Raw genomic sequence first — 22,099 nt, forward strand, 5'->3', positions numbered from 1 at the left:
TCGGCCACGTCCCGGATGCCCTTGGGGTGCTTGAGCCAAGGGGCAGGCACCAGGGCAATGTCCCCGAACCCGGTGCCCCCAAAGTTGGCGATGGTGGCTCGGTCGGTGTCGTCGAAGGCTCGGCGGGCAGCTCGCTCCCAGTGGGCCAGGTCCTCTCCCGAGATGGGCCCGAACTCCGCCAGGTTGTCCTCCGGGTCGAGCCGGTCCTCGTCTATGGGGTCCTGGCGGATGATGGTGTCGAAGTAGAACCCATCTTTGGGCATGTGGCCACTCGGCGGGGCGCTTCTATCGCCCTCGGGGTACTGGTAGATGCTGCCGTCGGGCTCGGGATCGGTGTTGAAGTGCTCCGAGACCAGGACGGGGGTGCCGTCGAAAAGACGCCATTCCTTCCAGTTCTCGTTGGGGAATCCGAAGTAGGTGCGCGGGGCCCAGATGCCAGTGACGTCCACGCCCAGGGCGTCCTGGAGGTCGGGAGCCACCTCGCCGAGCATGAGATAGGGCTCGATCACTTTCACCGGAGTCCCAGGAGGATCCAACCCCAGCGCCTGCCGGAGCCGGTACACCGAGTTCACCTGCATGCCCGTCACCGTGCTCGAGCCCATGTCCAGAGGCACCCGATCCGGCTGCGTGTGAGACAGAGCGGCTTCCACCCGTTGTCTAGGCGTCATTCACTTCCTCCCGTGTGGGCCCGGCCATCCCGGGGGCGAGAGTGGGTCACCCGGATTTATACCTTTGGAGGGGCAGGGGTGCCAGTGTCAGCAGGCGGGAGACAGCCGGCGCCGAGAGGACCGGCGACGATTCCCCAGTCTTTCAGGCCGAACTAGCCGGCTTGGGCGACGCGACCAGCTGCAGGGGCTCACGATCGGGGGCTGCTTCCTGGCCAGCGGCGCTGCTTGGCTCCTCCCCCGCCTCGGACTGCAAGAGCGGACCCCGACCGCCCTCTACGTGCACCTTCCTTCGAGGGGTGCCCGCAACCGCGCGCGATCTGTCCCCACATGCCTACTGCACCTGCGGCACCTTCGCCCGAGGAGTGCGCGCTTCCACGCGTGCTGTACCCAGGTGCCTGCCGCGCCTGGAGGGGCTCGCTCTCACAGACGGAACTGAACCCCATCGCCTTGCGCCCGTCGCTGGGCGAATAGCCTGCTCTGAGAGCCTGGGAGGAAGCCACCTCACGCGGGTCTACTCCCCGCGACCACCACTTGAGCGCGCTCCTCCCCTCGATCCTGAGCTCTTGCAGCCAGTTGCCTCAAGGACAGCACCATCCTATAATCGCGTCGCTGTCAAAAGCATCACATTGTGACCGGCGCCGCGAGAGGTCCGCAGCTATCGATTCGGCCTTGGCGATGGCGACGGGTATGGAGGACACGTCATGGTTAGCGTCACTGTCTCACGGGAGTATGGAAGCGGCGGAGACGAGATCGCTCGTCGGGTTGCGCAGCGGTTGGGCATACCACTCCTGGACCGAGAGCTAATCGAGGTCGCTTGTCAGCTGGTCGAGCCAGAAGTGGTCGCCGCCTGTGAGGCGAGAGCGGGCAGCCAGGTGCCCCCATCGCAGGTGCAGGTCCTTCCGGAAGAAACGCCCAGCTTCGCCGAACGTCTGGTGCAGACCATCACCGGGGGCACCAGGCAGTGGCCTCGCATAAAGTCGCTGGGGCCCATGCCAGTGGGAGAGGAAGACTCCATTCTGCGGCGGCTGGTCCCTACAGACGGCGCCTACGTGGAGGTAATGCGGGGAGTCTTTCACCGCATTCTTAGCCAGCAGGGGAGCGCTGTATTCGTGGGCCGGGGTGGCCAGATGCTGCTGGCCGATCGGCCCAACGTGGTGCACGTGCACGTGGCCGCCCCGTACGCCGCCCAGGTGCGGCGGGTGATGCAGGAGGAGGGCCTAAGCGAGTCGGAGGCGGCCGACCTCGTTCACCGCCGAGACGGTGAGCGCAGCCGCTACGTGAGTCGCTACTACGGAGCTAACTGGCTAGATCCATCGTTGTATCACCTGACCGTCAACACCGGCCGCCTGACCGATGACCAGGCGGTAGAACTGGTCCTGAAGACGGCGGAGATGGTCCGGGTGGGAGAGCTGGTGTAGTCACGTCGCTCTGACACCACCAGAGGGAAGCGGAAGCGGGGTAGCTGACCCCGCTTCCGTCACTTCCGAAGCCGGTGGGCGCCCCTCTGTCTGCCCAGACCCTCTCACAGCCCGCGCCGGCCTTCTGAGGGGCCCTTTCTCGTCGTCGAGCCATTCCTGAACGCCGTTCGGCGAACCCGCAAGCCGGTCCCCCCTGCCGGCAGGGGCCTGTGCACGTACCTTGACGCCGTGACGACCGGGTCGGACAATGGCTGCATTCGCGTACCCAGCCGAACACGAGGGAGGACCAATGGCCGATACCATCCGGGTCACGGTGTGGAACGAGTACCGCCACGAGAAGATCTCCGACGAGATCGCGGCGATCTACCCTGAAGGCATACACGGCGCCATCGCTGCCTACCTGCGTGGCCTGCCCGGGGTGGAGGTGCGAACTGCCACCCTCGACGAGCCCGAGCACGGCCTCACCGAGCAGGTGCTCTCCCAGACCGATGTGCTCACCTGGTGGGGTCATATGGCTCACGGGGAGGTGAGCGAGGAGATCGTAGATCGGGTGCAGCGTCGGGTAGTGCTGGAGGGAATGGGGCTCATCTGCCTGCACTCGGCCCACTTCTCCAAGCCGTTCAAGCGCCTCATGGGGACCACCTGCAACCTCCGCTGGCGGGAGATAGGGGAGAAGGAGCGCATCTGGGTGGTGGAGCAAGGCCATCCCATCGCCGAGGGCCTGGGCGAATACTTCGAGATTCCCCACACCGAGATGTACGGCGAGCGCTTCGACATCCCGGCGCCCGACACTCTGGTGTTCATCTCCTGGTTCCAGGGAGGTGAGGTCTTCCGTAGTGGCTGCTGTTACCACCGCGGGCGGGGCAAGGTCTTCTACTTCCGGCCCGGCCACGAGACCTTGCCCATCTACCACCAGAAGGAAGTACTGCAGGTGATCGGCAACGCCGTCCGCTGGGCAGCCCCGGTGAAGGGACCAGCTCCCACCTTCGGGAACGTGAAGCCTCTGGAGGACGTCTGAGATAGCAGATAGTGGATGGTGGATGGCAGAGGGAGAGACACGGCCGCCTAGGGGCACGGTTACGGCTCCACCCCGGCGGATGGCCTGGTAAGGCCCTACCGGCCAATTCACAGGCCATCCACTGACCACCATCCCCTGCCCTTCGAGGTCAAGAGCATGCATCGGCCCGGCTCCAGAAGGCTCCTCGCGCTGGCGATACTCCTGTTCAGCTTGACCCTCCGCGCCTGCGGCCTCGCCCCCACACCAACGCCCGTGTGGCCCACGGTAGCTGCCACTGTGGTGACGCCCCTCGCTCCTCCATCTACCCTCGGACCGACGGCGGGCCAGTGGCCTACCGTCACTCCGTCGCCCACAGTGACTCCGACACCCTGGGCGCCCACCGTCACACCGGAGACGCCGACGGCCACCACCTCGCTGGCACCGCCCACCAACACCCCCAGCCCTACTCCGCCGGCCACTCCTACGCCCACGGTGACCGCGCCTCCCACCGCCTCCCTAACTCCAACGGTTACGCCCACCGTGACTCCCACGGGCACACCCACCCCGGCGCTTGCCATCGCTCCAGTGTTCCACTCTGCCTGGCGGGACTACCCCTGGGGCATCCAGGGACAGCTGAGCCACAACCACCCCGGTCAGCCGCTGGCTCCGGCACAGGCCGAGCAGGTATCCCGTCAGTTCTTCGGAGCCTACAGCACGGCCGCGTGCAGTTCCCGCGAGACCGTGTTCCTCTGGCGCGAGGCGACGCGGGAGATCTACGTGCTGTTCGGCGGCAGCACCGGCCTCCAGCCGGACCTGTGCCCCGACTTCTGGGAAGTGTACCCCGACCTATGGCAGCCAGGCTGGTCCAACAACGAAGACCTGCAGGCTCCCCCGGGGCTAGTGGTGCCAGTGATGGGCTTTGGCACCGTGTGGCGGGACCTGTTCTACGGCCGGAGCGAGGGAGGGCTGGGGTTCGCCCTGGGCCCGGAGCAGTACGCCACCGCCACCGTGCAGCGTTTCGAGAACGCCACCGCGCTGTACTTCCCCGATACCGCCGAGGTCTACGTCCTTTTCCCCCACTTCCGCTACACCACCCGGTCCGGAGAGCTAGCTGGGAGGGTGTGGTTCCGCAATCCGTGACGTAGGGTCGCCCCTGCGCTCCTGAGGCGGTACCATGGAGGGGGTCTCAGAGGCCCGACATGAGGGAGGCTAAGGGTGGAAGCAGAGAAGGTCCGCGATGATATCGTCACCGTCTCGGATGACTACCGGGTCGTGATCCCCGAGCACGCGCGAGAGCGGCTAGGTCTCAAGCCAGGTGACGATGTGGCGTGGATACTCTTCGATGGGAGCTTCCGGTTCATCAGGGTGCCTACCATGGCGGAGGCCCGTGGGTCCTTCAAGGGTATGGACACCAGCAACATACGGGAGGAAGAGGACCGCGAGTGCCAGGCGGGGCCGCGCTTCGCCGCCGGCTGAGTACAGGCGCCGCACCCCCTCCTGGCGTCGCCCCGAACGTGCTAGAGGGCCTCGGCTCTTGTCGGCCGAGGCCCTCTAGCATGCCAAGAGCGTCTGGCTCAGCCAGGCGACGGATTCATGATCCGCGCCTGGGTCAGCCATCGGCTACAGTGCTCCGTACTTCAGGCCCGCCTCGATGTAGCGGATGGCGTTGGCGGTGAAGCGGGGAGTGTGCCGCTCATGGGGCGTGGCCGAGGGGAAGAGGACCATATGCTGCTTACCCCCCTCCTCGATAGCCCGGCGCACGGCCTCCTCGATCTCGTCCGGCTCGCCCAGATCCATCCAGCAGAACTCGATGTTGCCGTAGAGAGTCATGCGTCCGTCCACGCGGCGTTTGGCTTCGGCAAACTCGATGTCGCCCTGAGGGGGTGGCTCCACCGGGTCAGTCGAGTCCACTCCCATCTCCAGCCAGGAGCCGAGCAGCGTGCCCACGCGACCGTGGCAGTGAACGTGGATCATTGCCTCCGGGTCCCGCTCCTTGATGCGGCGCATGATCTCGCCGTCGTAGGGCACCACGAGCTCCTCCCACTGCTTCGGCCCCATCATGGGAGGCGAGGCCCGCTCCACACCGTTGAAGTGCCAGAAGGGACCTACGCCCTGCGAGAGCAGGAAGTCCACCTTGGCCCAGACCCGCTCCAGCCAGGCATCGGCAAGCAGCTTGATCAGCCCCGGCTCGGTGAGCACCCACTCCAGCACCAGCTCGTAGTCCATCATGCCTACCAGCATGGCCACCATGGAGTTGATCCCAGCGCCCCCTATGCAGTCGCGACCCATCTCGCGCCGGTGAGCGCGAAAGGGCTCGTAGAGGGCCGAGTCTGGCTTCTCGAAGCTGAAGGGGACGCTCATCAGCTTCTCCACGTCCTGGGGACTCTCGATGGTCTTCTTCACGTCCCAGCTGGTCTCGATGCCCTCGTCTTCCTCGTAGGCCCAGGTGAGGTCGCCCTTGGGCGTGGGCAGGACGTAGGTGTGCCGGCGACGGATCGGGCCCACCTGCTCCACCGGGAGCTCCACCACGAGGTCATCCGAGACTTCGCAGAAGCGCTGGTAGCCGAACCGGGAGAAGACTCTTGGGTAGCTGACAGCGTTGTAGGGCGGGCGCGGGTCGCAGTAGGCCTCCACCATCCGGGCCACGCGAATGAAGTCGGGATCGGCCCGCCACCCGCCCGGCTTCTCGGCGTCAATGCTGCGGTAGGGCTGCCAGCTGATGGGCGAGCAGATGGGCACGCGATCGGCGGGCTCGCCACGATAGGCGGCCATGATTCGGCGGCACGAAGCCTTAAGGTCGAACATCAATCAATCCCCTCCCTGGGGTACGATTATGAGGGCCACCCTCCCGCGGCAGCAAACGGACATCTCAGCGATACGAGGGAAGAGGTTACAGGGGATAGGCTCCAGGAGATAGGGGGAGCTGAGGCGCGCCGGTTCGCTAGGTGGCTCCCTGTCCCCTGTAACCTGTTCCCTACGACCTGTCCAGCGTCGGCACCACGAACGGGCCTTCGGGCAGCACTCCCACTCTGGGCCCCTTCTCTTCCACCAGCCGCGCCACCGTCTCTTCCACGTCCCCCGCCGGCAGCAGCAGCGCACTGCGGATCTGCTCCTCGCTCAGACAGGTGCTGTACACGTAGATGTCGGCGTGCAGCTGGAGCTGCGCCTGAGCCTGGGCCTGCCACTGATCGTGCACCGGCTCCGGAAAGGCGCACACGCTCTCCAGCAGCGCCTGGGGAGACTCGGCGGCGCAGATGAGCTCGGCGTAGCGGCCGTGGTCCGGCAGCCCGTCCCAGCACTCGGCCGCCATAACGATGGCCCCACCCCGGCGGACCACCCTGGCCGCGGCGCTCATCCCCTTGACCGCCTGGTAGAGGTTGAGGTCCAGCGGGTAGCCCCCGTTGCCCGTCACCATCACGTCGAAGGGCCGTTCCACCGGCAGCAGGGCAGTGCGACGCACGAACTCCCGCGCCGCCCGATGGGCCGCCAGCATCTCCCCGGCGTACACGCCCGATATCTGGCGGTCGCGGTTCAGGGTGACGTTGAGGATGAAGGAGGGCTCGGTCAGGAGAGCCGCCCGCTCGATCAGGACGTACATGGGATTGCCCTCGGTCTGCAGCCAGGTGCAGCCCGGATGAGCCACCATCTCGTAGTCGTGTGCGTGGAGGATGGTCTCGATCCCGGCCACGCCTGGGAGCACCGCCTTGGGGCCGCCGCTGAACCCAGCGAAGAAGTGGGGCTCGACGAACCCGGTCAGGATGCGGACGTCTGCCTCCAGATAGTGGCGGTTCACCAGGATGGGATGCCCGCGCTCGCAGGTACCCACCTGGACCAAGTCAGCCGCATTCCAGGCGTCGTGCTGCAGGATGGGGTACCGGTCCACCACCTCATCGCCCAGCATGCCCCGAAGCTCCGCCTCAGTCTGGGCACGGTGCGTCCCCAGGGCGTTGATGAGCAGCACCTGGTCCGGAGGCACGTAGTCCAGTTCCTCCAGGAGCACGGGCAGGACCCGATCGTTGGGCATGGGCCGGGTGATGTCGCTGAAGACCACTGCCACCCGGTCCTCCGCCCTGACTAGCTGCCTCAAGGGAGGGGAGGCAATGGGACGGCGCAAGGCCTCCCGGATGGCCGCCGCCTCGTCCTCCAGGCCAGGGGCATCCTCCCGTTCGAGAACGGTGACCTCGCCCGGCAGGTCTAGCTCCAGCCATCCCTTGCCGTACGCCAGCTTCACTCTCATGAAGGATCCGCTCCGCATGGGCAAAGGCGCACCGCCCCGGGCGGTCCGGGGCGGTGCCGGTCTCGTCTCTCAGGTGCGCTCGATGGTGACAGCAGCGCCGCTGGGGACTGCCTTGAACGCCGTCGGGTCGCCTTCCAGCTTTCCTAGCACGTTCACGGCGCTGGCAGGCCGGATCTCACCCGGCCCGCTGACTGGGGTGCGGCCGAAGAAGATGCAGAAGGCCGACCCGGGCGGCCAGTAGCCCAGGTCCCCTAGCTCCACTACCTCCTTGGCATCCGGCTCCAATTCCGCCTTCACCGGGATGGAGAAGTAGATCTCGTCGCCCCAGGTGTTGGCCCGCCCCCTAATGGGCAGAGCCTCCCAGACGGCATCTGCGGTGGGGCTGTCGTTGAGGACGGCACTCGCACTCACTTCCCCAGCCGTGATCCTAATCTTTCGCATCACACACTCCCAGGGGGACAGGTTACAGGTTTTAGGTTGTAGGGAATAGGGAGGAGAGGGTCGGCCCTGCAACGCACCCCTATCCCCTGTAACCTATCCCCTACTCCCTGTAACCTGTAACCTGCCCTTACGACACCTTCTTCGGTACAGCCACCTTCTTCAGGTAGGCGTACTCCGGCAGCGGGCCGCCGATGAGCGGGCGGGCGTACTTGATGAACGCCTCGGTGACATCGTTGCCCGCCTCGTTCAAGTACTCGTCGGGGATGAGCTTCTCGGCGTTGGCCACCTTCTCCAGGTCCACCAGGCCGAAGGCGCTGCGGTAGGGCTCGTCGCTCAGCCGCTCGATGGTCACCATCTTCCCCGTCACTCCGGCGACGGCCTGACGCACGGCCTCCGCACCCACCCCATAGGCCTCGTCGCGGTCCACCGGCGACTGCAAAGCAGCGGAGACACGCTGGATAGTGCCCGGTTTGTCAAAGCGCGCCTTGAGCTTCAGCCGGTCGGCGATCAGGTTGCAGAGATAGTCGGCCACGCCGCCCATCTGGGCATGGCCAAAGGCATCCACATTGATGGCTGAGGTGGACGCCATGAGCGGCTTGCCGTCCTCGCCCTTCGCCCCTTCGCAGACCGCGATCAGGCAGTACCCCAGGCGGTCGTAGACGTTCTGCACGTCGCTCAGGAAGCGGTCCAGGTTCATGGGCTTCTCGGGGACGTAGATCAGGTGCGGGGCCGCATCCTCGTGATCGCGCGCCAGCGCACTGGCAGCGGTGACCCAGCCGGCATTGCGGCCCATGATCTCGACGATCTTGATCTTGTCCACCACGCCGATGGCCTCGGTGTCCAAGCCGGCGTCCCGTACGGAGGAAGCCACCCAGCGGGCCACGCTGCCAAACCCGGGGCAGTGGTCGGTGTAGGCCAGGTCGTTGTCAATCGTCTTCGGTATGCCGATGGCACGGACCTCGTAGCCCTGCTCGGCGCCCAGGCGGCTGACTCGGTTGGCCGTATCCATGGAGTCGTTGCCGCCAATGTAGAAGAAGTAACGGATGTCGTGAGCCCGGAATACCTGGATGATGCGGTCGTAATCCTCTTCGGTGAGTTTGTGGCGGCACGAGCCCAGAGCGGCAGACGGGGTGCGGGTCAACCCCGAGATGGTGGCTCGGTCTTCCTTGCCCAGGTCAATCAGGTCCTCGTAGAGAATGCCCTCAATGCCGTGCAGCGACCCGTAGACGTGGGCGATGACGTCATCGTTCTTGAAGGCCTCCTCCGCCACTCCCGCCACGCTGGCATTGATGACCGCCGTAGGGCCGCCTGACTGGGCCACCACCAGGTTGCCCTTCAGCTTGCTAGCCATGTGTTACCTCTCCTTGGTTCGTATTCAAAGAGAGCCACCTAGACCAAATCCAAGGTGGGAGTAGCGTGGCCTCTCAGGCAGTCACATCAATCCCACCTTGGATTTGGTTCGGCCACGCCGCATAGGAGGGGCCGGTGGCTCCAATGAAAGCGCGTGTCCGGGGAGGCGAGGACCGCGCCGCGACCCCCGCCTCCAGCAATGTAGCTCAGCTGCAGCACCCGCTACCGGCGGCGCAGTCACAGCAGTCGGCGCAGATGTACTTGTGGAGCAGGTCCATGTTCTGGCCCCGGATGCTCATCAGGTACTCGACTGCCTCGTCGGCGCTGATGCCTTCCTGCACGATCTTCTGGATGGCCATGGCCACGGCCATGGGATCGTCGTCGCCAGGATAGAGCACGTTGCGGCCCACCAGGGCGCCACGCACGTTCCCGCCCGCCTTCATGCCACTGGCGAACTCGTTCAGGGTCGGAGTCGGGTCGCCCTTGGCCTCACCGCCCAGCATCAGGATCGGCTGGGTGGTGGCGTCCGCCACCTTCTCGTAGCCCTCGGCGTAGGGGAGCTTGAGCCACAGGTTCACGGATGAATCGCCCAGGGCGCTGGCGACTCCAGCTATGCGCGCCAGCTCATCGGCCTGCTTGAGGGTGGGATACTTGTTGCCCTCCTTGCGGACCGGCAATGGCTCCAGGAAGGTGGGAAGCCCGTAAGCGTTCATCTCGCTGATGGCGTGAGCGCAGTACTCGATGGTGGCCAGGGAATCCGGGCTGTCGGGGTCCAGGCGGAACATGATCTTGGCACCATCCAGACCTAGCCGGGCGATGCTCTCCGCCGTGAAGGAGGTCATGCGGTCGTCCATCTCGAAGACGGTGCCGGCCAAGCCTCCTCGGTTCATGCAGCCGATCATCACCTTGTTGTCCAGGAACGAAGGGCCGCCGCCCTGCCGGACCAGGTAGTTGACGATGAACAGGTCCTCGATCACGTCGGTGGGCCCCATGACCCCGTCGAAGTCGCTGGCTGCGATCACTCGCAAGACCCGGCCCAGGTAGCCAAGTCGGTTGGCCATCAGGAACGTGTCGCTGCCCACGTTGGTGACGCGTCGGGCAGGATGGTCCGTCGCTAGGATGCAGAGCTTACCGTTCGTGGTCAGGGTGGAGCGACGGCGACGCGCCATGGCCTCCGCCTGTACTATGCTGGGGCGATCCACCCGCACCGCGGTGATGCAGTCCTTCATCTCCCGGGTAAAGAACGCGGTAGAGTCAAACTTGTACCCTTTGAGGTCGTAAGCCATCGGTGTATCCTCCTCGTTGCTGCTCGAATGGAATGCCGTGGAACGCGCTATACCTCTAGCTTGGCCCAGGCCTCGCGCCAGGTTCGCTTGAGATTGGCCATGACCACTTCCGGCGTCTCGTGCGACAGGGGTTTGGCCTCAAAGGTGACCACAGGCATAGGCGTGGGAAGCTTCTTAGAGAAGTAGCCAATCTTGAACAGAGCCTTGAGGTACTCGATCAGCTCGGGCACGTCGTTCTCGCTCCCAGGGACCCCAAAGCCGGGGTGCTGGTCCCCGTACCCTTCCTGCTGCTTGTCTCGCATGATAGCGTTGCCGATATGGATGTGAATGAGGTGCTCGGCAGCTGCAGACAGCGCCCGCTCGGCGCTCTCGCGAAGCAGGGGCAGGTGGCTCAGGTCCACGGTCAGGCCGATATTCTGGTGCTCCTGCTTCACCCGGCCCACCACTTCCGCCGCTACGGCAGTGGGGCCAAGAAGGGACTTCTTCTCGATGTCCTGGTCGAAGTTCTCCACTGAGACATAGAGGGTGTAGCCGTTGGCCTTGGCCTTGTCCTTGGCATACTGGCAGAGCTCGCTCAAGGACTTCACCACGGCATCCTTGGCCTGCTCCACCCGGTCCTCCCCAGGGTAGGAGTTGGGGCCGTCTAGCAGGGCCAGGATGCGCGCCCCTACCATGTAGGCCTGGTCAATGCTGCTCTTGACGTTCTCAACTGCCTTAGCCCGCTCCCCCTCGTCTAGCGCCGCCAGGTTCAGCTTGTTCCTGAGCAGACCAGGCTGGGCACCGAAACCGATGAGCATGTGCGCCGACTCCGCCAAGGCCTTGAGGTCCTTCAGCACCTCGGTGTCCTTAACCGGGGCTATCTCCATAACCTCGAAGAAATCGTCCTCAGCTATCTTACGTGCTGTCTCCAGAATGGGACCTTCACCACCCATGACTTCTGGATAGATCATGAAGTGCACTATGCCTAGCTTACAGAAGGCTTCCCAGGGCCGATTCATTCATGACCTCCGCGGTAACGTTCTCTGGGCTCAAAGCGACAGGCAGCCCGATAGCCTCTACCGCCGCCGGACCGCGCGCCATTATAGCACTCGCTCTTTTCGAGTGTCAACGAGACCAGCGCCGTACGGGTGCGCCCCGGAAGCAGTGGAACGAGAAGCGAGAGCGCCCCAAAAGCGTTCGCGACCCCGGTATGCCGCCGAGCGACAGCTGCCGGCGTTTCGCCCGGAGACCCGCCCGGTCAGCTGCCTGCGTCCACCGCAGGGTTGGCACCGTACGCCGGCGATCACGCCAGGGGCCGACCCGGAGAGGAGGTAGGCAGGGCCGCCGACAGACAGAAGCCTAGGAGCCAAGACCACCGGGCCGAGACAGGCGCCTGAGCCCGTCGGGGCCGGCAGAGATCACCTCGTCGGCCAGCCCGACGAAGAGCCCGTGTTCCACTATCCCTGCCCGCGCTGCGAGCAGTCCGGCAAGCTCCTCCGGGTCCACGATAGGGCCGAAGCGGCAGTCGAGGACGTAATGGCCATCGTCAGTGACGAAGGGCTGTCCCTCGGGCACTGTTCGGAGGGTTGCCTCGCCACCCAGACTGCGGATGTACGCCCGCTGAATCGCCCATCCGAAGGGGACCACGTCCACCGGTAGGCTGCGCTTGGTTCCCAGAGCGGGAGAAAGCTTGGTGTAGTCCACTACGATAACCAGCCGATCGCTGGCCTGAGCAACGATCTTCTCCCGAAGAAGGGCTCCGCCACCTCCCTTGATGAGATTGAGCTGCGGGTCCACCTCATCGGCGCCGTCTATGGTGACGTCCACCGGGCGAACCTCGTTCTCGCCAACCAGCGGCATGCCCAGGGCAGCAGCCCGACGGGCCACCGCCTGCGAGCAGGGCACTCCCACCACCCGCCGGAGTTGCCCCTGTCGCAGGAGGGTGCCTAGCCGCTCCAGCGCCAGTGCCGCGGTGCTTCCGCCACCCAGGCCGATGGTCATACCGTCCCGCACCTGCTCCACCGCTGCCCATGCCGCCATCCGCTTGTACTCCTCCACCATCGCGCTTCTCTCCTCTCCCTGGGTCCTTCGCCCCCTCCTGATGGAGCAGTGCAGCGCCGTCCGGGGCGCCTCACCCTCGCCTACAGCAGCGCGCGGCCGGAAAGGGACAGCAGCCGGGCCCATCACCATGCGAGCCGTGGCAGAGCCTCAGTTGGCCCAGTGCCCACCGAAGGGCTGGCGCGGCCCCCTCCCCGGTGTGGGGCCGGTGAGCCCCCAGGAGCATCGAACCGCCCTCTCACGGTCGCGCCGCGCCTGGGACCGCGGGCTCCACGCGGGAAAGAGCCAAGAAGCCCGAGAAGTCTGCTCGACCGCGCGCATAGGCTCCTTGAGAGCCAACCCTGAGCGGGCGCCGGCGGGTTGCCATCGCGATAGGGCAGGAATACGATCATCTACCGGCCCCGACGCCATCGGCGCAGAGGTGGGCCTCCATCCTCCGGGGATATCAGCGACTATGGATTCGGCCCGAGGTGTAACTCGAGACATCTTTCGCTCTCCCCTTAGCTGGCTCCTGCTCGCGCTGCCGGCAGTCATTTTAGCCTTGTTCCTCGGCTGGAGCGGCGGGGCGCTCTTCCTGCTGGCCGGGTTGGGGATCATACCCCTGGCCAAGCTGTTAGGCGACTCCACCGAAGCCCTTGCCGCGCACGCCGGCCCTCGCGTTGGCGGGCTGCTCAACGCCACCATGGGCAATGCCGCCGAGCTGATCATCGCCATCATGGCAGTGCGAGCCGGCCTGCTGGACTTGGTGAAGGCCTCGATCACCGGTTCCATCCTGGGCAACCTTCTGCTGATCATGGGGGGCGCTGTTCTGGTGGGTGGCCTTCGCCGCGGCACCCAGCGTTTCGACCGCACCCACGCCGGTCTGGCGGCGTCGCAGATGTCGCTGGCCTTGATTGCTCTGGCCTTGCCTACTCTGTTCGCCCAGGCTATAGAGCCGGATCACCACGCGGTGGAGCTGCTCAGTGACAGCGTGGCCCTGATCATGCTCATCACCTATGGGCTATTCGTGCTGCATAGCCTCCGCAGTGCCGAACCGCGCAGGGAAGACGTGCACACCGGGCACCACTGGCCAGTGCGGGCTTCGCTCGTAGTCCTGGTACTCAGCACAGCCGCCATCGCCTGGCTGAGCGAGATAATGGTGGGGGCGGTGGAGGAGACGACCGCCCTCCTGGGCCTGTCGGAGTTCTTCATCGGCATCATCATCATCCCCATCGTGGGCAACGCTGCCGAGCACTTCGTGGCCATCACAGCGGCCGCCAACGATAGGATGGAGCTCTCCATGACCATCAGCCTGAGTTCGTCCATGCAGATCGCCCTGCTAGTGGCGCCTCTACTTGTATACGGGAGTCTGCTTCTGGGGCCCACTCAGCTGGACCTGGTGTTCACCCCCTTCGAGATCGTGGCCCTGTTCGGTGCCACCCTCATCACCGCCCTCATCGCCGGGGACGGGGAGAGTAACTGGGTGGAGGGGGCCCAACTGCTGGCGGTCTACCTCATCACGGCTATGGCTTTCTTCTTCCTGCCCGCATAGCCCCCGCCTGAGGCGCCGTCCCCTGAAGGATCCGCCCAACACACCCTGGCGGAGCCCATTCTCCTCCTCGCTGCCGCATTTGCGGAGCCAGCCTCGCACTTGACCTAGCTTACTCCGCATACTTTCTGTCCCTCGTTCACTATCACAACTCATACCCACACTCGCCGATTAGCCGCGTCGCTACCCTCCTATGTACTTCTGATTGTGCGTTAATCCGGAGTTAACGGGTTGGCCACTATAATCCCGGTGCAGAAGTCGGAGCCGGACAGGCCCCGACGGCGGCGGATAGTGTCGGAGCCAGCACGATACGTGGCAGCCCGGAACTCCCTCCACCAGCCCGGCAGGCACTTCGCCGACCAGGCGCTAGCTGGGAGGCAGCAATGTCGGAAGATGGGGTCGGGGTCGTTGGCTCCAGATCCGCGGCAGGATCAAAGAGGCGTGGGGCGACATCACCGACGATGAGCTCGACCGGGTTGGGGGGCGTGGCGATCAGCTGGTCCGACGGTGGCAGCAGAGGTCGGGTCAGGCCCGCTAGGAGACTGAGCGCGAGGTCGATGAGCTCAGCGGTGGCTAGCGCGGCGGCCTACCGCCCCGCTCGAGGCAGGCTCCTCGTGTTCTCCTCGGAGGGGAGAGCGGATGGCGAGGACGCAGCGACGATTCGGTGTGGCTCCGGTCGGTTCGGGTGGGATAGGCGGCCGCAGGGCCGTCCGGTTGGCGCTAACCCGGGCAGTCGCGGGGGGCCGCGCCGTGTCCCGTCAGCAAGATCGACGGAAGCAGCTGTTGTACAGATCGAGCCGGTTCATCCGCTGCTCGTACAACATCGGCACCGAAGTCCAGAATTCCGAAGGCAAAGACCTGGGTGCATCGAGGAGCTGGCGATTGGCGCCAATATCGAGACGAGACACGGCCCAGGCGAGCCTCTTGGTGTCTGCATCCGTGGGGAGGAGGCTTTGGGCCGGGGGGTTACGTCATCATCCCGCGCTCCAAGAGAAGGCAGTCCCAGGCCGCTTCCGGCCTCGATGAAGGAGAAGAGCTCGAGCGCCTACACCTGGCACCCGTCTACTGCTACAGCTGTCGGCCGCTCTGGGAAGTCTGGGCTGGGGGCAGATCCAGTGCGGGCGTCCTCTTGGCCGCCGCAGCGGCAGACGTCCTGGCCAGAGGAGGGGAGCCACATGGATTGGGATGGCAATCCTGGCTGTTCACCCCATGGCTGCCTTGCCCCCTTGGGCTTACAGCAGGAACTGGAGGCCCCTTGCAGGCGGCATAGGGGGGCTGATCCTGCCCTTGCTCGGTGGCATCTAGCGCCTGGTCACCAGCCTGGGGCCATCACGTCGGCCACACGCATGCCCTGCAGCCCAACCCTTCCCGTGGCCTCCCATGGCCGGTGAACCCTTGCTGGCTGCTGCTGCAGCACACCCCGAGAAGCGGGCCCTGTGTCAAGGCCCGCAGTGTGGTAGTTTGCCCTCTGATTCCCCTCAAGCTACTCTCTGCGCCCAGCCCGGCGCGGGAGCCGGTGCACACTTCACTTAGGGAGCACGCGCTATGAGGAACATGGTGCTGGTCCTGGCGGTGGCGGCCGTGCTGCAAGGCGAAGCTGGCGTCCTCGGTCCCGACGGGATGACGGCGGTGGCCGATACCATGCTGGCGCGCCTTGACAGCCCCGACTTCCCGGACACGTGGGAGGGGGTACTAAGAGGTTACTACGCCTACGAGGAGCCCGGTCCTGAGGCCATCGCCATTGCCTACGCCGCCGTGATGCATACCTGGGACCACGATGACTACGTGTACGCCTACTCGGCGGCCGACATCCGCAGCCGCAGGTGGAGGGAGGGCGATCAGGTCATCCGGGGGCGCGGAGCGGAGCTGCACCTGGCCAGGTCCTGGCCCGGTCGCTAGTGTGCCGGAGACCGACCGGGCATGGCGGTCAAGCTGACAGGGCCTCCGCGGTGGCCACCGCGGAGGCCCTGTCTCTGTCTTTGGTAGGACCTACTGGCTAGAAGAAGAACCCCACCAGCTGCTCAATGGAGCCAACCGGTATAGGTTCGTCGGTGAAGCCCACCCGTATTCCGACATCGAACTGGTTCAGCATCGTGATCAGCGTCTCAGCGCCCCAGCGAACGAGACCGGGCTGGGAGAGGACTGGCAGGCCCAGCTGTTCGCCTGCGATATCCAGTCCCATGCCGATGACATTCGCACGGGTAACCTGATCCCAGACCAGTCGGAGATACTTGCCGTTGATGCCGAGCCCCAGACCGCTCGGCCCCAGGTCAAGGGCCAAGCTTTCGATGCCGGCTCCCACGGTGGTGGTGTAGGCCTGGACCGTTCCGGATACATCAAGTCCTAGAGCGGCCAGCGGCAGAGCCTCACCTAGTACGGCGATTCTGCCGTCGGCCCGGCTGACAGTCACATCGGTCACCAGAGGAGCGGCAGGAGCGGTGTAGGCAACTTTGTAGCTCAGCACCTCAGGGCTGACCGGTGCACTGTCTTCATAGACGAACGCTGCCGTGAGCCGGGTATCGCTAGCGATCTGCTCTACCAGGCCCCATGGCAGGATGTCCCCCACTAGGGCACCGGCGACGGAGCTTAGGAAGCCCTCATCCAGCATCAGGGAAGGCATAGCCTTATCCCCAATCGCGAGACGAAGCTGGTTCTCTGAACCGTCCCAGGCCACGGCGGCCGAGCCCACTTTCTGGGCATAGCCGAGAGTGATGTCGTCCAGCAGGAAACCGGTGCTGAAGCCCTCCACGTAGAGAGCCTTCTCCTGGACTGAAACCGTCACGGGGCGCCCGATACTGACCACCGGCGCGCCTTCCATGGAGTCCTCGGCCAGGTAGGCACCCACATGGATCTGAGTGTCTTTGAGCCAGTCCACAGCCAGGTCTACCATCTGCTGACTAGGGTCAACCAGCTGGAACCCGGCCAGACTGGCCAGTTGAGATGCGTTCTGGGCCACGTAGTCGGCATTCCATGCCACAGAGACCCACTCGTCACCGTTGGAGGACACCGAGAGGCCATTGGCGTCTACGGCCAGGTCAAGCTGGTTGAGCCCCAGCCGGTCGATTCCGAAGCTCTGCATCCAGGACATGTCAATCATGCCCGGATCGAAGCCCAACTGCGACGGCGCGATGCCGCCTACCGAGATCAGACGCCCATCAGGGGAGAGCGTTGCACCCAGGTCGATCAGGTTGGCCCGGGGGCCGGCCTCACCGGCTGGCGCCAGTTTCTGCTCCAGGTCCAGAACGTACCGCTCCGCCACTTCACTCACGGGGAAGTGAACGACAACCGCAATGCTCGTCTGGTTGAGCCAAGAGATAAGGCCCTCCAGCTCCGGGACGAACTCCGAGGCTACCTTGCTCGCTGCCGTGTCGGAGATGGCGATGGCGGTAGAAGGTATGCCATTGATGAACAGAGTCGTCTCGTTGCCTTCCTTGACCAGAGCAAGATGCTGGATGCCGTTGTCTGTGGCCAACCTGATGGTCGCCTGGTCCACCGCTAGAGGCGGCAGCGCCAGAGCGAACCTATTGGCCAAAGAGGCTACGTTCTGGGAGGAGAGGCCGACATCCATGGTCCCCAACCGGAGGACCCAGTCGCCAGTCTCCTGAACGTCTATCTCTATGTCGGCGGATCCCATCGGCGTAGGGCCTTCCGATCCCGCGGCCATGACTGTCGTTGCCCCGGCCAGGAACAACGCAATCACCAGGGTAAGACCCAACAACCGTAGCACCCATTTCCTCATCGTGCATTCTCCTTCAGTACGAACAAAACAGGAAGCCGCGATGAAAAGGAAGGGGGCTACGGCTTTCACGGAGGGCGGGCTCTAGCCCAGACGCAACCACGGTAGTCCGGCACACGCAGTACCGGTGGGCCCGTGGGCCGCGCGCCTGAGTCGGACGCCGCCCAGGGCGGAAGCAGGTAGAGAACCCGCGTCCAGCCCGGGAGTGCAAGCTTCCGCTCGTCCACGGGGCTGCCTCCTTTCAGGTGGATTTGGCGCCGTCCGCGCCGCTGACCTCGGTACCTTTAGGTCGCGGGCGGTTCGAGGTGATGCTTCTGGGGGATACTGCTCGAGACGCGGCGAGGCCAGCAGGCGCCATGGCGGCAGGGCTGCAAGCCAGCCCAAATGCCGAGACGTACATCTCATCATGGCGTCTTTCTCCTGTGCCTGTCGCCGTGGGGAACGGCAACCACGATGACCAATGGCTGACGGACGCGCCGACGATCGACGCAAAGGTCAGGTGCAACGAACCCAGGCACCTTGAGACGGCACAAAGCCTCGCGCCCTCTTCAATTCTACTCACACTGCGAGGCGATTACAAGCGCCTTTGCCGTATGAATGCCCTACTCTTTCTGTGCGCACGGCATCAATGCCGCGCCCAGCCAAACTCAGACACCGAGCAGGCGGGCGATGTTGCCCCCCAGGATAGCCTCCTTCTCCGGCAAGTCCAGTGACAACGCCTCGATACGCTCGATCGCGGCCCGGGCATACGCGACTGTCCCCTCTGCTGACGCGTGGCCCAGAGTGTGGGGACCATCGGTACCAAAGAGAATGCGCTCTGCTCCAACTCGACGCGCCGCTTCTTCTATCTTGGAGCCCAGCACCACGCCACTGGCGTCCAACAGGGCGTTGGGGTAAGTCTCTGCCAGCCCGATGAAACTGTCGAGCAGCAGTGCATCCTCGCTCAGGTAGCGCCCGAAGTGGGCTATGATTACGTTGGTGTGCGGATGGGCCTGGAGCACTTCCCGGCAAGTCTCTAGCCGGCCCCCGAAGTCCACCAGGCACGGCACGCCATATCGTCCAGCCAGGGCGAAGACGGGATCGGATACGTACCCGGCCAGAGAGCACTCGCCTACGTGAAGCTTGATACCGCGGAAGCCCCAGTCACGAATCTGCGCTTCCAGCTCGTCGGCCACGGCGCGCTCGTAGTGGGGTAGAGCGTAGGCATAGGGCACTAGCCGATCGGGGTAACGCCGAGCCGCCTCGGCCGCCATCTCACCGGCGCGCCTGGTGGTGGTGGCCATGGCAAACACCACCGATCGCGAGATGCCCGCCCCATCCATGGCATAGATGACCTGTTCGGCGGTGTATTCGGTTCGGCGGGCATCCCCATGCTTGAGGTGCGCGTGTGAGTCGAAGATGAACATATCTCCTCCTCCGGGTGCGGTGGGCCGGACGGTAGCACCTCGAGATACCCGCCGGCTTCCTGGCGCCTAGAGGGGTAGCGCCAGGAGCGTCATGATTCTCCCGTAGGCCCGCTGTAGCATGCCCTGGAGGTCCTCCACCGTGTGGCGGTACGCCTCGAGCGGCTGCCCGATGGGATCCTCCACGTCTCGTGGATCGTCGGCCAACTGCCCCAGGGTGTGCACTTTGCCCGCCGCCTCCGGAGTCTCGATCACGATGGCCTCGGCCACGCTGCGCTCCAGAGCGACGATCACCCCTGCGCGTCGGACGTCGGCAGCGGTCAGGTTATGAGCCCGGTGGCTCGCCAGGCTGAGACCCCTCTCCTGCATCACCTTCTGCGCCTCCGCCGTCGCCGGCTGCCCCTCAACCGCCCAGATGCCTGCCGAGCATACCCGCAACCGATCGCTGTGGCCATGGCATCTTACCATCTGCCGGAAGAGAGCCGCCGCCATGGGGGAGCGGCAGGTGTTACCCTTGCAGACGAAAAGGACTTCCCTCACGCCAGCGGTATCTCCTTTGGACCCACGGCATCGCCCAGGAGGTACAGCCCGCCGGAGACCAGGCAGTGCCCTCCCATCACCACAGGCACCCCGCAGTCTAGGGCCGCCTGGGTCATATCCCGGAGCCATGCGTCCCGTACCTCCTCCACCCGGCCCAGGTCGGCATTGAAACGGTCCTCCGTCGAGGGCCACTGGCGACAGTGGGCCATGAGCACCCGCGTGTCCAGGATCAGCCCTCCGGCCAGCTGGCTCAGCATGCGAAAGGTGGCGGGAAAGCCCGACTGGTCAGCCAGGAAGCCTAGAAGAGAGCGCACCTCTCCCCGGGCCAGCCTGCCGCTGGCTCGCATGCCGCGTTCCTCGCTGATGATCCGAGTCTGGCAGGCGGCTCGCTGGGCGAAGTAGGCCCAAGAGTGATGCGATATGCGCCCGTAGCACAGCACCGTATCGTCGAAGGAGCGCAGCACGGCCATCAGCCCCTGAAGGGGCACCCGCTCTATCGGTGCCCGAGCTAGGAGCGCCGCCATCCGTGGCCCTACGGTTGGGGCGAGCGACAGCAGGGCCAGATCCGTGGGAGTGTCCACGTCGAACGTGGTCTCGGCGCTGCGAGGCAACTCGGTGACTTCCACCCCGGCGCGTCGCAACTGCCATGCCAGGTCGTTGTCGGTGTCTGGCGGGACGATCCGCCCCACGGCGGCACCGGGGGACCACCCGATGAAGTCGCAGGAATGGATGTTGTTGGTGATGGCCACATTGTTGCCTTCGGCCAAGTAGCCGCGCATTAGCTCCATCGTGGCCGCCGTCAGCAAGGGCAGACCTCCACCCACGTAGAGAACGCCGTGGTCCTCCAGCCCACACCTTTGCACCAGGCTCTGTATCTCTCGCCCAAAGTGAAAGGGATCGCTAGTGCTAGAGATGCGCTCCAGAACCAGAGAGGGAGGCGCCTCGAGGGCGTCAGGCCGGTTGGAGCAGAAGATGACTCGGTCCCACCCACAGGCCGCCACCCGCCCAAGCAGATCCTCGGTGGCTGCCAGGCGAGCCTCCTGCACCAGGCGCCGGACGTCATTGGCATCGGAGTAGCCGAACATGACAGCTATGGCGGTAGGGCGGGGCACCAGACCTCCCGAAAGGAGCGGGTTCACCAAGAGGCGCGGCCCGACCTTACGCTCGGCAGGCCGTCGCCCGTTCGCGGCTCCCACACAAGAGAAGCGCCGGGCTCCATCCCCAGGGCCCGGCGTCATCAGTTCCGATCGGTATCAGGCCAGCTCTGGGTCAAGCAGGCCGTAGTTCCCATCTAACCGGCGATAGACTACGTTGACCCGGCCGTTGTTGGCATTCCAGAACACGAAAAAGGTGTGCCCCAGCAGCTCCATCTGCTCGATGGCCTCTTGTTCGTCCATCGGCTGCAGCGTGAAACGCTTGACCCGGACGATAGGCGAAGGCTCCTCCTCGGCCAACTCGCTCACCAGGTCCTCAGGCAGCGGGGGCGCCTCTCCCATCTCCATGGCCAGCCGCTCCGCCTCCAGCCGAGCCTCGGCGCGAGCTTCCTCGCGCGCTTGAGCCTCGGCCACCGCCTGGCGAGTGCGGGCGAACCGCTTTCCCTTGTATCGCACTATCTGGCGGTACAGGACATCCACTACCGAGTCTATGGCTGCAGTCACGTCCGGTCCCCGCTCTTCACCCCGAATGGTGACCTTTCCGCCCCAGCACGTGACCTCGGCCACGTACCGGCTCGACGCGTCGCGGATAGATTCGTAGCGAAGTTCGATCCTGGCCTCAGTCAAGACCGGTAGATAGCGGTCCATCTTCCCGATCTTGTTCTCAACGTAGTTCTCCAGCCAGTCAGTAAGTTCTACGTCTCTCGCCTTGATGCTGATTGCCAGCATAACTCTCATCCTCCAGTTGGGTCGCCGGTACCGGTACCGCCACCGGGGATCCCCCCAAACCCATGGTCAAGGCAGCGATTATAGGCTCAGGCTAGTTCACTGTCAACGACGTAGCAGACCAACAGGGCTTTCTCAAAGTCCTATGGCAAGCGACCAGAGATGCCTATCAGAGCCAGTCTGGGCGCTATCGGATGCTGCATCGCCTCTGTTCCTCGCCTGCTCGCTGGCCGGCCGTGGTTGCTGGCCAGCGCCACGTGGCAGCTCGCCCAACGCTGGTTCGACTTTGAGAAAGCCCTAGCAGACCAAGCTGCTCCTCAGCCTGGCGCCGACCCTCCGTGGCCACCTCCAGCACTCCGGCAATGCAGACTCTGCCCAACTCAGATATCTCTTCTTCTAGCTCGCCCAGGCTCGCCTCAGGCTGCTGCTCGGCATGCTCCAACATGGCCTTGACTCGCTCCTCAACACCAGCCATGATCTGTCTTACTGCCAGTTCCTGTTCTGCTGCGCCTGCCATGAAGCCCTCCTAGTTCTGGCCCTTCAGCCTTGAGTTGCCCCTAGGAGGGCTTCACTTTCCG

General features: G+C 64.9%; 22 protein-coding genes. 7 read left to right on the top strand and 15 right to left on the bottom strand.

The features are described 5' to 3' along the window. Window positions 1-668, bottom strand: a 668-nt coding sequence (locus tag HPY83_10370) for a methyltransferase (protein NPV08348.1), incomplete at its 3' end; no start/stop codon positions are given. Between the two features lie 701 nt (window positions 669-1,369). Between HPY83_10370 and HPY83_10375 the strand changes: the two genes are divergently transcribed. Then, the gene (locus tag HPY83_10375) at window positions 1,370-2,086 is read left to right on the top strand and encodes a cytidylate kinase-like family protein (GenBank protein NPV08349.1); all 717 of its coding nucleotides are present in this window, start codon (window positions 1,370-1,372) and stop codon (window positions 2,084-2,086) included. Between the two features lie 289 nt (window positions 2,087-2,375). After that, on the top strand, window positions 2,376-3,104 hold the full coding sequence (locus HPY83_10380; GenBank protein NPV08350.1) for a trehalose utilization protein ThuA: 729 nt from the start codon (window positions 2,376-2,378) through the stop codon (window positions 3,102-3,104). Between the two features lie 107 nt (window positions 3,105-3,211). On the opposite strand, the gene HPY83_10385 is transcribed toward HPY83_10380, so the two are convergent. Then, a complete protein-coding gene (locus HPY83_10385) occupies window positions 3,212-3,622 on the bottom strand; it encodes a hypothetical protein (GenBank protein ID NPV08351.1) in 411 nt (136 codons plus the stop codon). A 1-nt stretch (window position 3,623) separates the two neighbouring features. On the opposite strand from HPY83_10385, the gene HPY83_10390 reads away from it, so the two are divergent. Together HPY83_10390 and HPY83_10395 are read left to right on the top strand one after the other, a co-directional pair. Next, a complete protein-coding gene (locus tag HPY83_10390; protein ID NPV08352.1) occupies window positions 3,624-4,223 on the top strand; it encodes a hypothetical protein in 600 nt (199 codons plus the stop codon). 75 nt (window positions 4,224-4,298) lie between these two features. Then, entirely contained in the window at window positions 4,299-4,559 is a 261-nt protein-coding gene (locus tag HPY83_10395) for an AbrB/MazE/SpoVT family DNA-binding domain-containing protein (GenBank protein NPV08353.1), read from the top strand. Window positions 4,560-4,703: 144 nt separating this feature from the next. Here the strand turns inward: HPY83_10395 and HPY83_10400 are convergent, their stop codons facing one another. The 7 genes from HPY83_10400 to rpiA form a co-directional block, all read right to left on the bottom strand. Next, window positions 4,704-5,888, bottom strand: coding sequence for a hypothetical protein (locus HPY83_10400; GenBank protein NPV08354.1), 1,185 nt, complete (start codon window positions 5,886-5,888; stop codon window positions 4,704-4,706). A 169-nt stretch (window positions 5,889-6,057) separates the two neighbouring features. Then, window positions 6,058-7,320, bottom strand: coding sequence for a nickel-dependent lactate racemase (larA, locus tag HPY83_10405; GenBank protein ID NPV08355.1), 1,263 nt, complete (start codon window positions 7,318-7,320; stop codon window positions 6,058-6,060). A gap of 69 nt (window positions 7,321-7,389) precedes the next feature. Beyond that, entirely contained in the window at window positions 7,390-7,761 is a 372-nt protein-coding gene (locus tag HPY83_10410; protein ID NPV08356.1) for a hypothetical protein, read from the bottom strand. Window positions 7,762-7,888: 127 nt separating this feature from the next. After that, window positions 7,889-9,112, bottom strand: a complete 1,224-nt coding sequence (locus HPY83_10415) for a 6-phosphofructokinase (GenBank protein ID NPV08357.1) — start codon at window positions 9,110-9,112, stop codon at window positions 7,889-7,891. A gap of 205 nt (window positions 9,113-9,317) precedes the next feature. Continuing rightward, on the bottom strand, window positions 9,318-10,397 hold the full coding sequence (locus HPY83_10420) for a hypothetical protein (protein ID NPV08358.1): 1,080 nt from the start codon (window positions 10,395-10,397) through the stop codon (window positions 9,318-9,320). Window positions 10,398-10,444: 47 nt separating this feature from the next. Further along, window positions 10,445-11,395, bottom strand: coding sequence for a TIM barrel protein (locus tag HPY83_10425; protein NPV08359.1), 951 nt, complete (start codon window positions 11,393-11,395; stop codon window positions 10,445-10,447). 340 nt (window positions 11,396-11,735) lie between these two features. Beyond that, on the bottom strand, window positions 11,736-12,437 hold the full coding sequence (gene rpiA, locus HPY83_10430; GenBank protein NPV08360.1) for a ribose-5-phosphate isomerase RpiA: 702 nt from the start codon (window positions 12,435-12,437) through the stop codon (window positions 11,736-11,738). Window positions 12,438-12,888: 451 nt separating this feature from the next. Here rpiA and cax point away from each other — a divergent pair, with 451 nt between their 5' ends. From cax to HPY83_10445, 3 genes are all read left to right on the top strand, one after another. After that, complete coding sequence (cax, locus tag HPY83_10435; protein NPV08361.1) at window positions 12,889-13,965, top strand: calcium/proton exchanger; 1,077 nt, start codon at window positions 12,889-12,891, stop codon at window positions 13,963-13,965. 367 nt (window positions 13,966-14,332) lie between these two features. Continuing rightward, window positions 14,333-14,500, top strand: coding sequence for a CsbD family protein (locus HPY83_10440; protein NPV08362.1), 168 nt, complete (start codon window positions 14,333-14,335; stop codon window positions 14,498-14,500). 1,007 nt (window positions 14,501-15,507) lie between these two features. Further along, window positions 15,508-15,861, top strand: a complete 354-nt coding sequence (locus HPY83_10445) for a hypothetical protein (GenBank protein NPV08363.1) — start codon at window positions 15,508-15,510, stop codon at window positions 15,859-15,861. A gap of 97 nt (window positions 15,862-15,958) precedes the next feature. On the opposite strand, the gene HPY83_10450 is transcribed toward HPY83_10445, so the two are convergent. The 6 genes from HPY83_10450 to HPY83_10475 all read right to left on the bottom strand — a co-directional run bounded on the left by HPY83_10450 (window position 15,959) and on the right by HPY83_10475 (window position 22,038). Beyond that, window positions 15,959-17,701: a hypothetical protein gene (locus tag HPY83_10450; protein NPV08364.1), complete on the bottom strand. Its 1,743-nt coding sequence runs from the start codon at window positions 17,699-17,701 to the stop codon at window positions 15,959-15,961. Window positions 17,702-18,345: 644 nt separating this feature from the next. Further along, on the bottom strand, window positions 18,346-19,104 hold the full coding sequence (locus tag HPY83_10455) for an amidohydrolase (protein ID NPV08365.1): 759 nt from the start codon (window positions 19,102-19,104) through the stop codon (window positions 18,346-18,348). 66 nt (window positions 19,105-19,170) lie between these two features. After that, window positions 19,171-19,641 (bottom strand): low molecular weight protein arginine phosphatase, encoded by a 471-nt coding sequence (locus tag HPY83_10460; protein NPV08366.1) that lies wholly within the window; start codon window positions 19,639-19,641, stop codon window positions 19,171-19,173. Then, complete coding sequence (locus HPY83_10465) at window positions 19,638-20,753, bottom strand: hypothetical protein (GenBank protein ID NPV08367.1); 1,116 nt, start codon at window positions 20,751-20,753, stop codon at window positions 19,638-19,640. The genes HPY83_10460 and HPY83_10465 overlap by 4 nt, the downstream gene beginning before the upstream one ends. A gap of 141 nt (window positions 20,754-20,894) precedes the next feature. After that, window positions 20,895-21,524, bottom strand: a complete 630-nt coding sequence (gene raiA / locus HPY83_10470; protein NPV08368.1) for a ribosome-associated translation inhibitor RaiA — start codon at window positions 21,522-21,524, stop codon at window positions 20,895-20,897. Window positions 21,525-21,708: 184 nt separating this feature from the next. Next, entirely contained in the window at window positions 21,709-22,038 is a 330-nt protein-coding gene (locus tag HPY83_10475) for a hypothetical protein (protein ID NPV08369.1), read from the bottom strand. Window positions 22,039-22,099 lie beyond the last annotated feature (61 nt).

The organism is Anaerolineae bacterium, from assembly GCA_013178015.1.
In the GTDB taxonomy this organism is placed as follows: Bacteria; Chloroflexota; Anaerolineae; order DRVO01; family DRVO01; genus Ch71.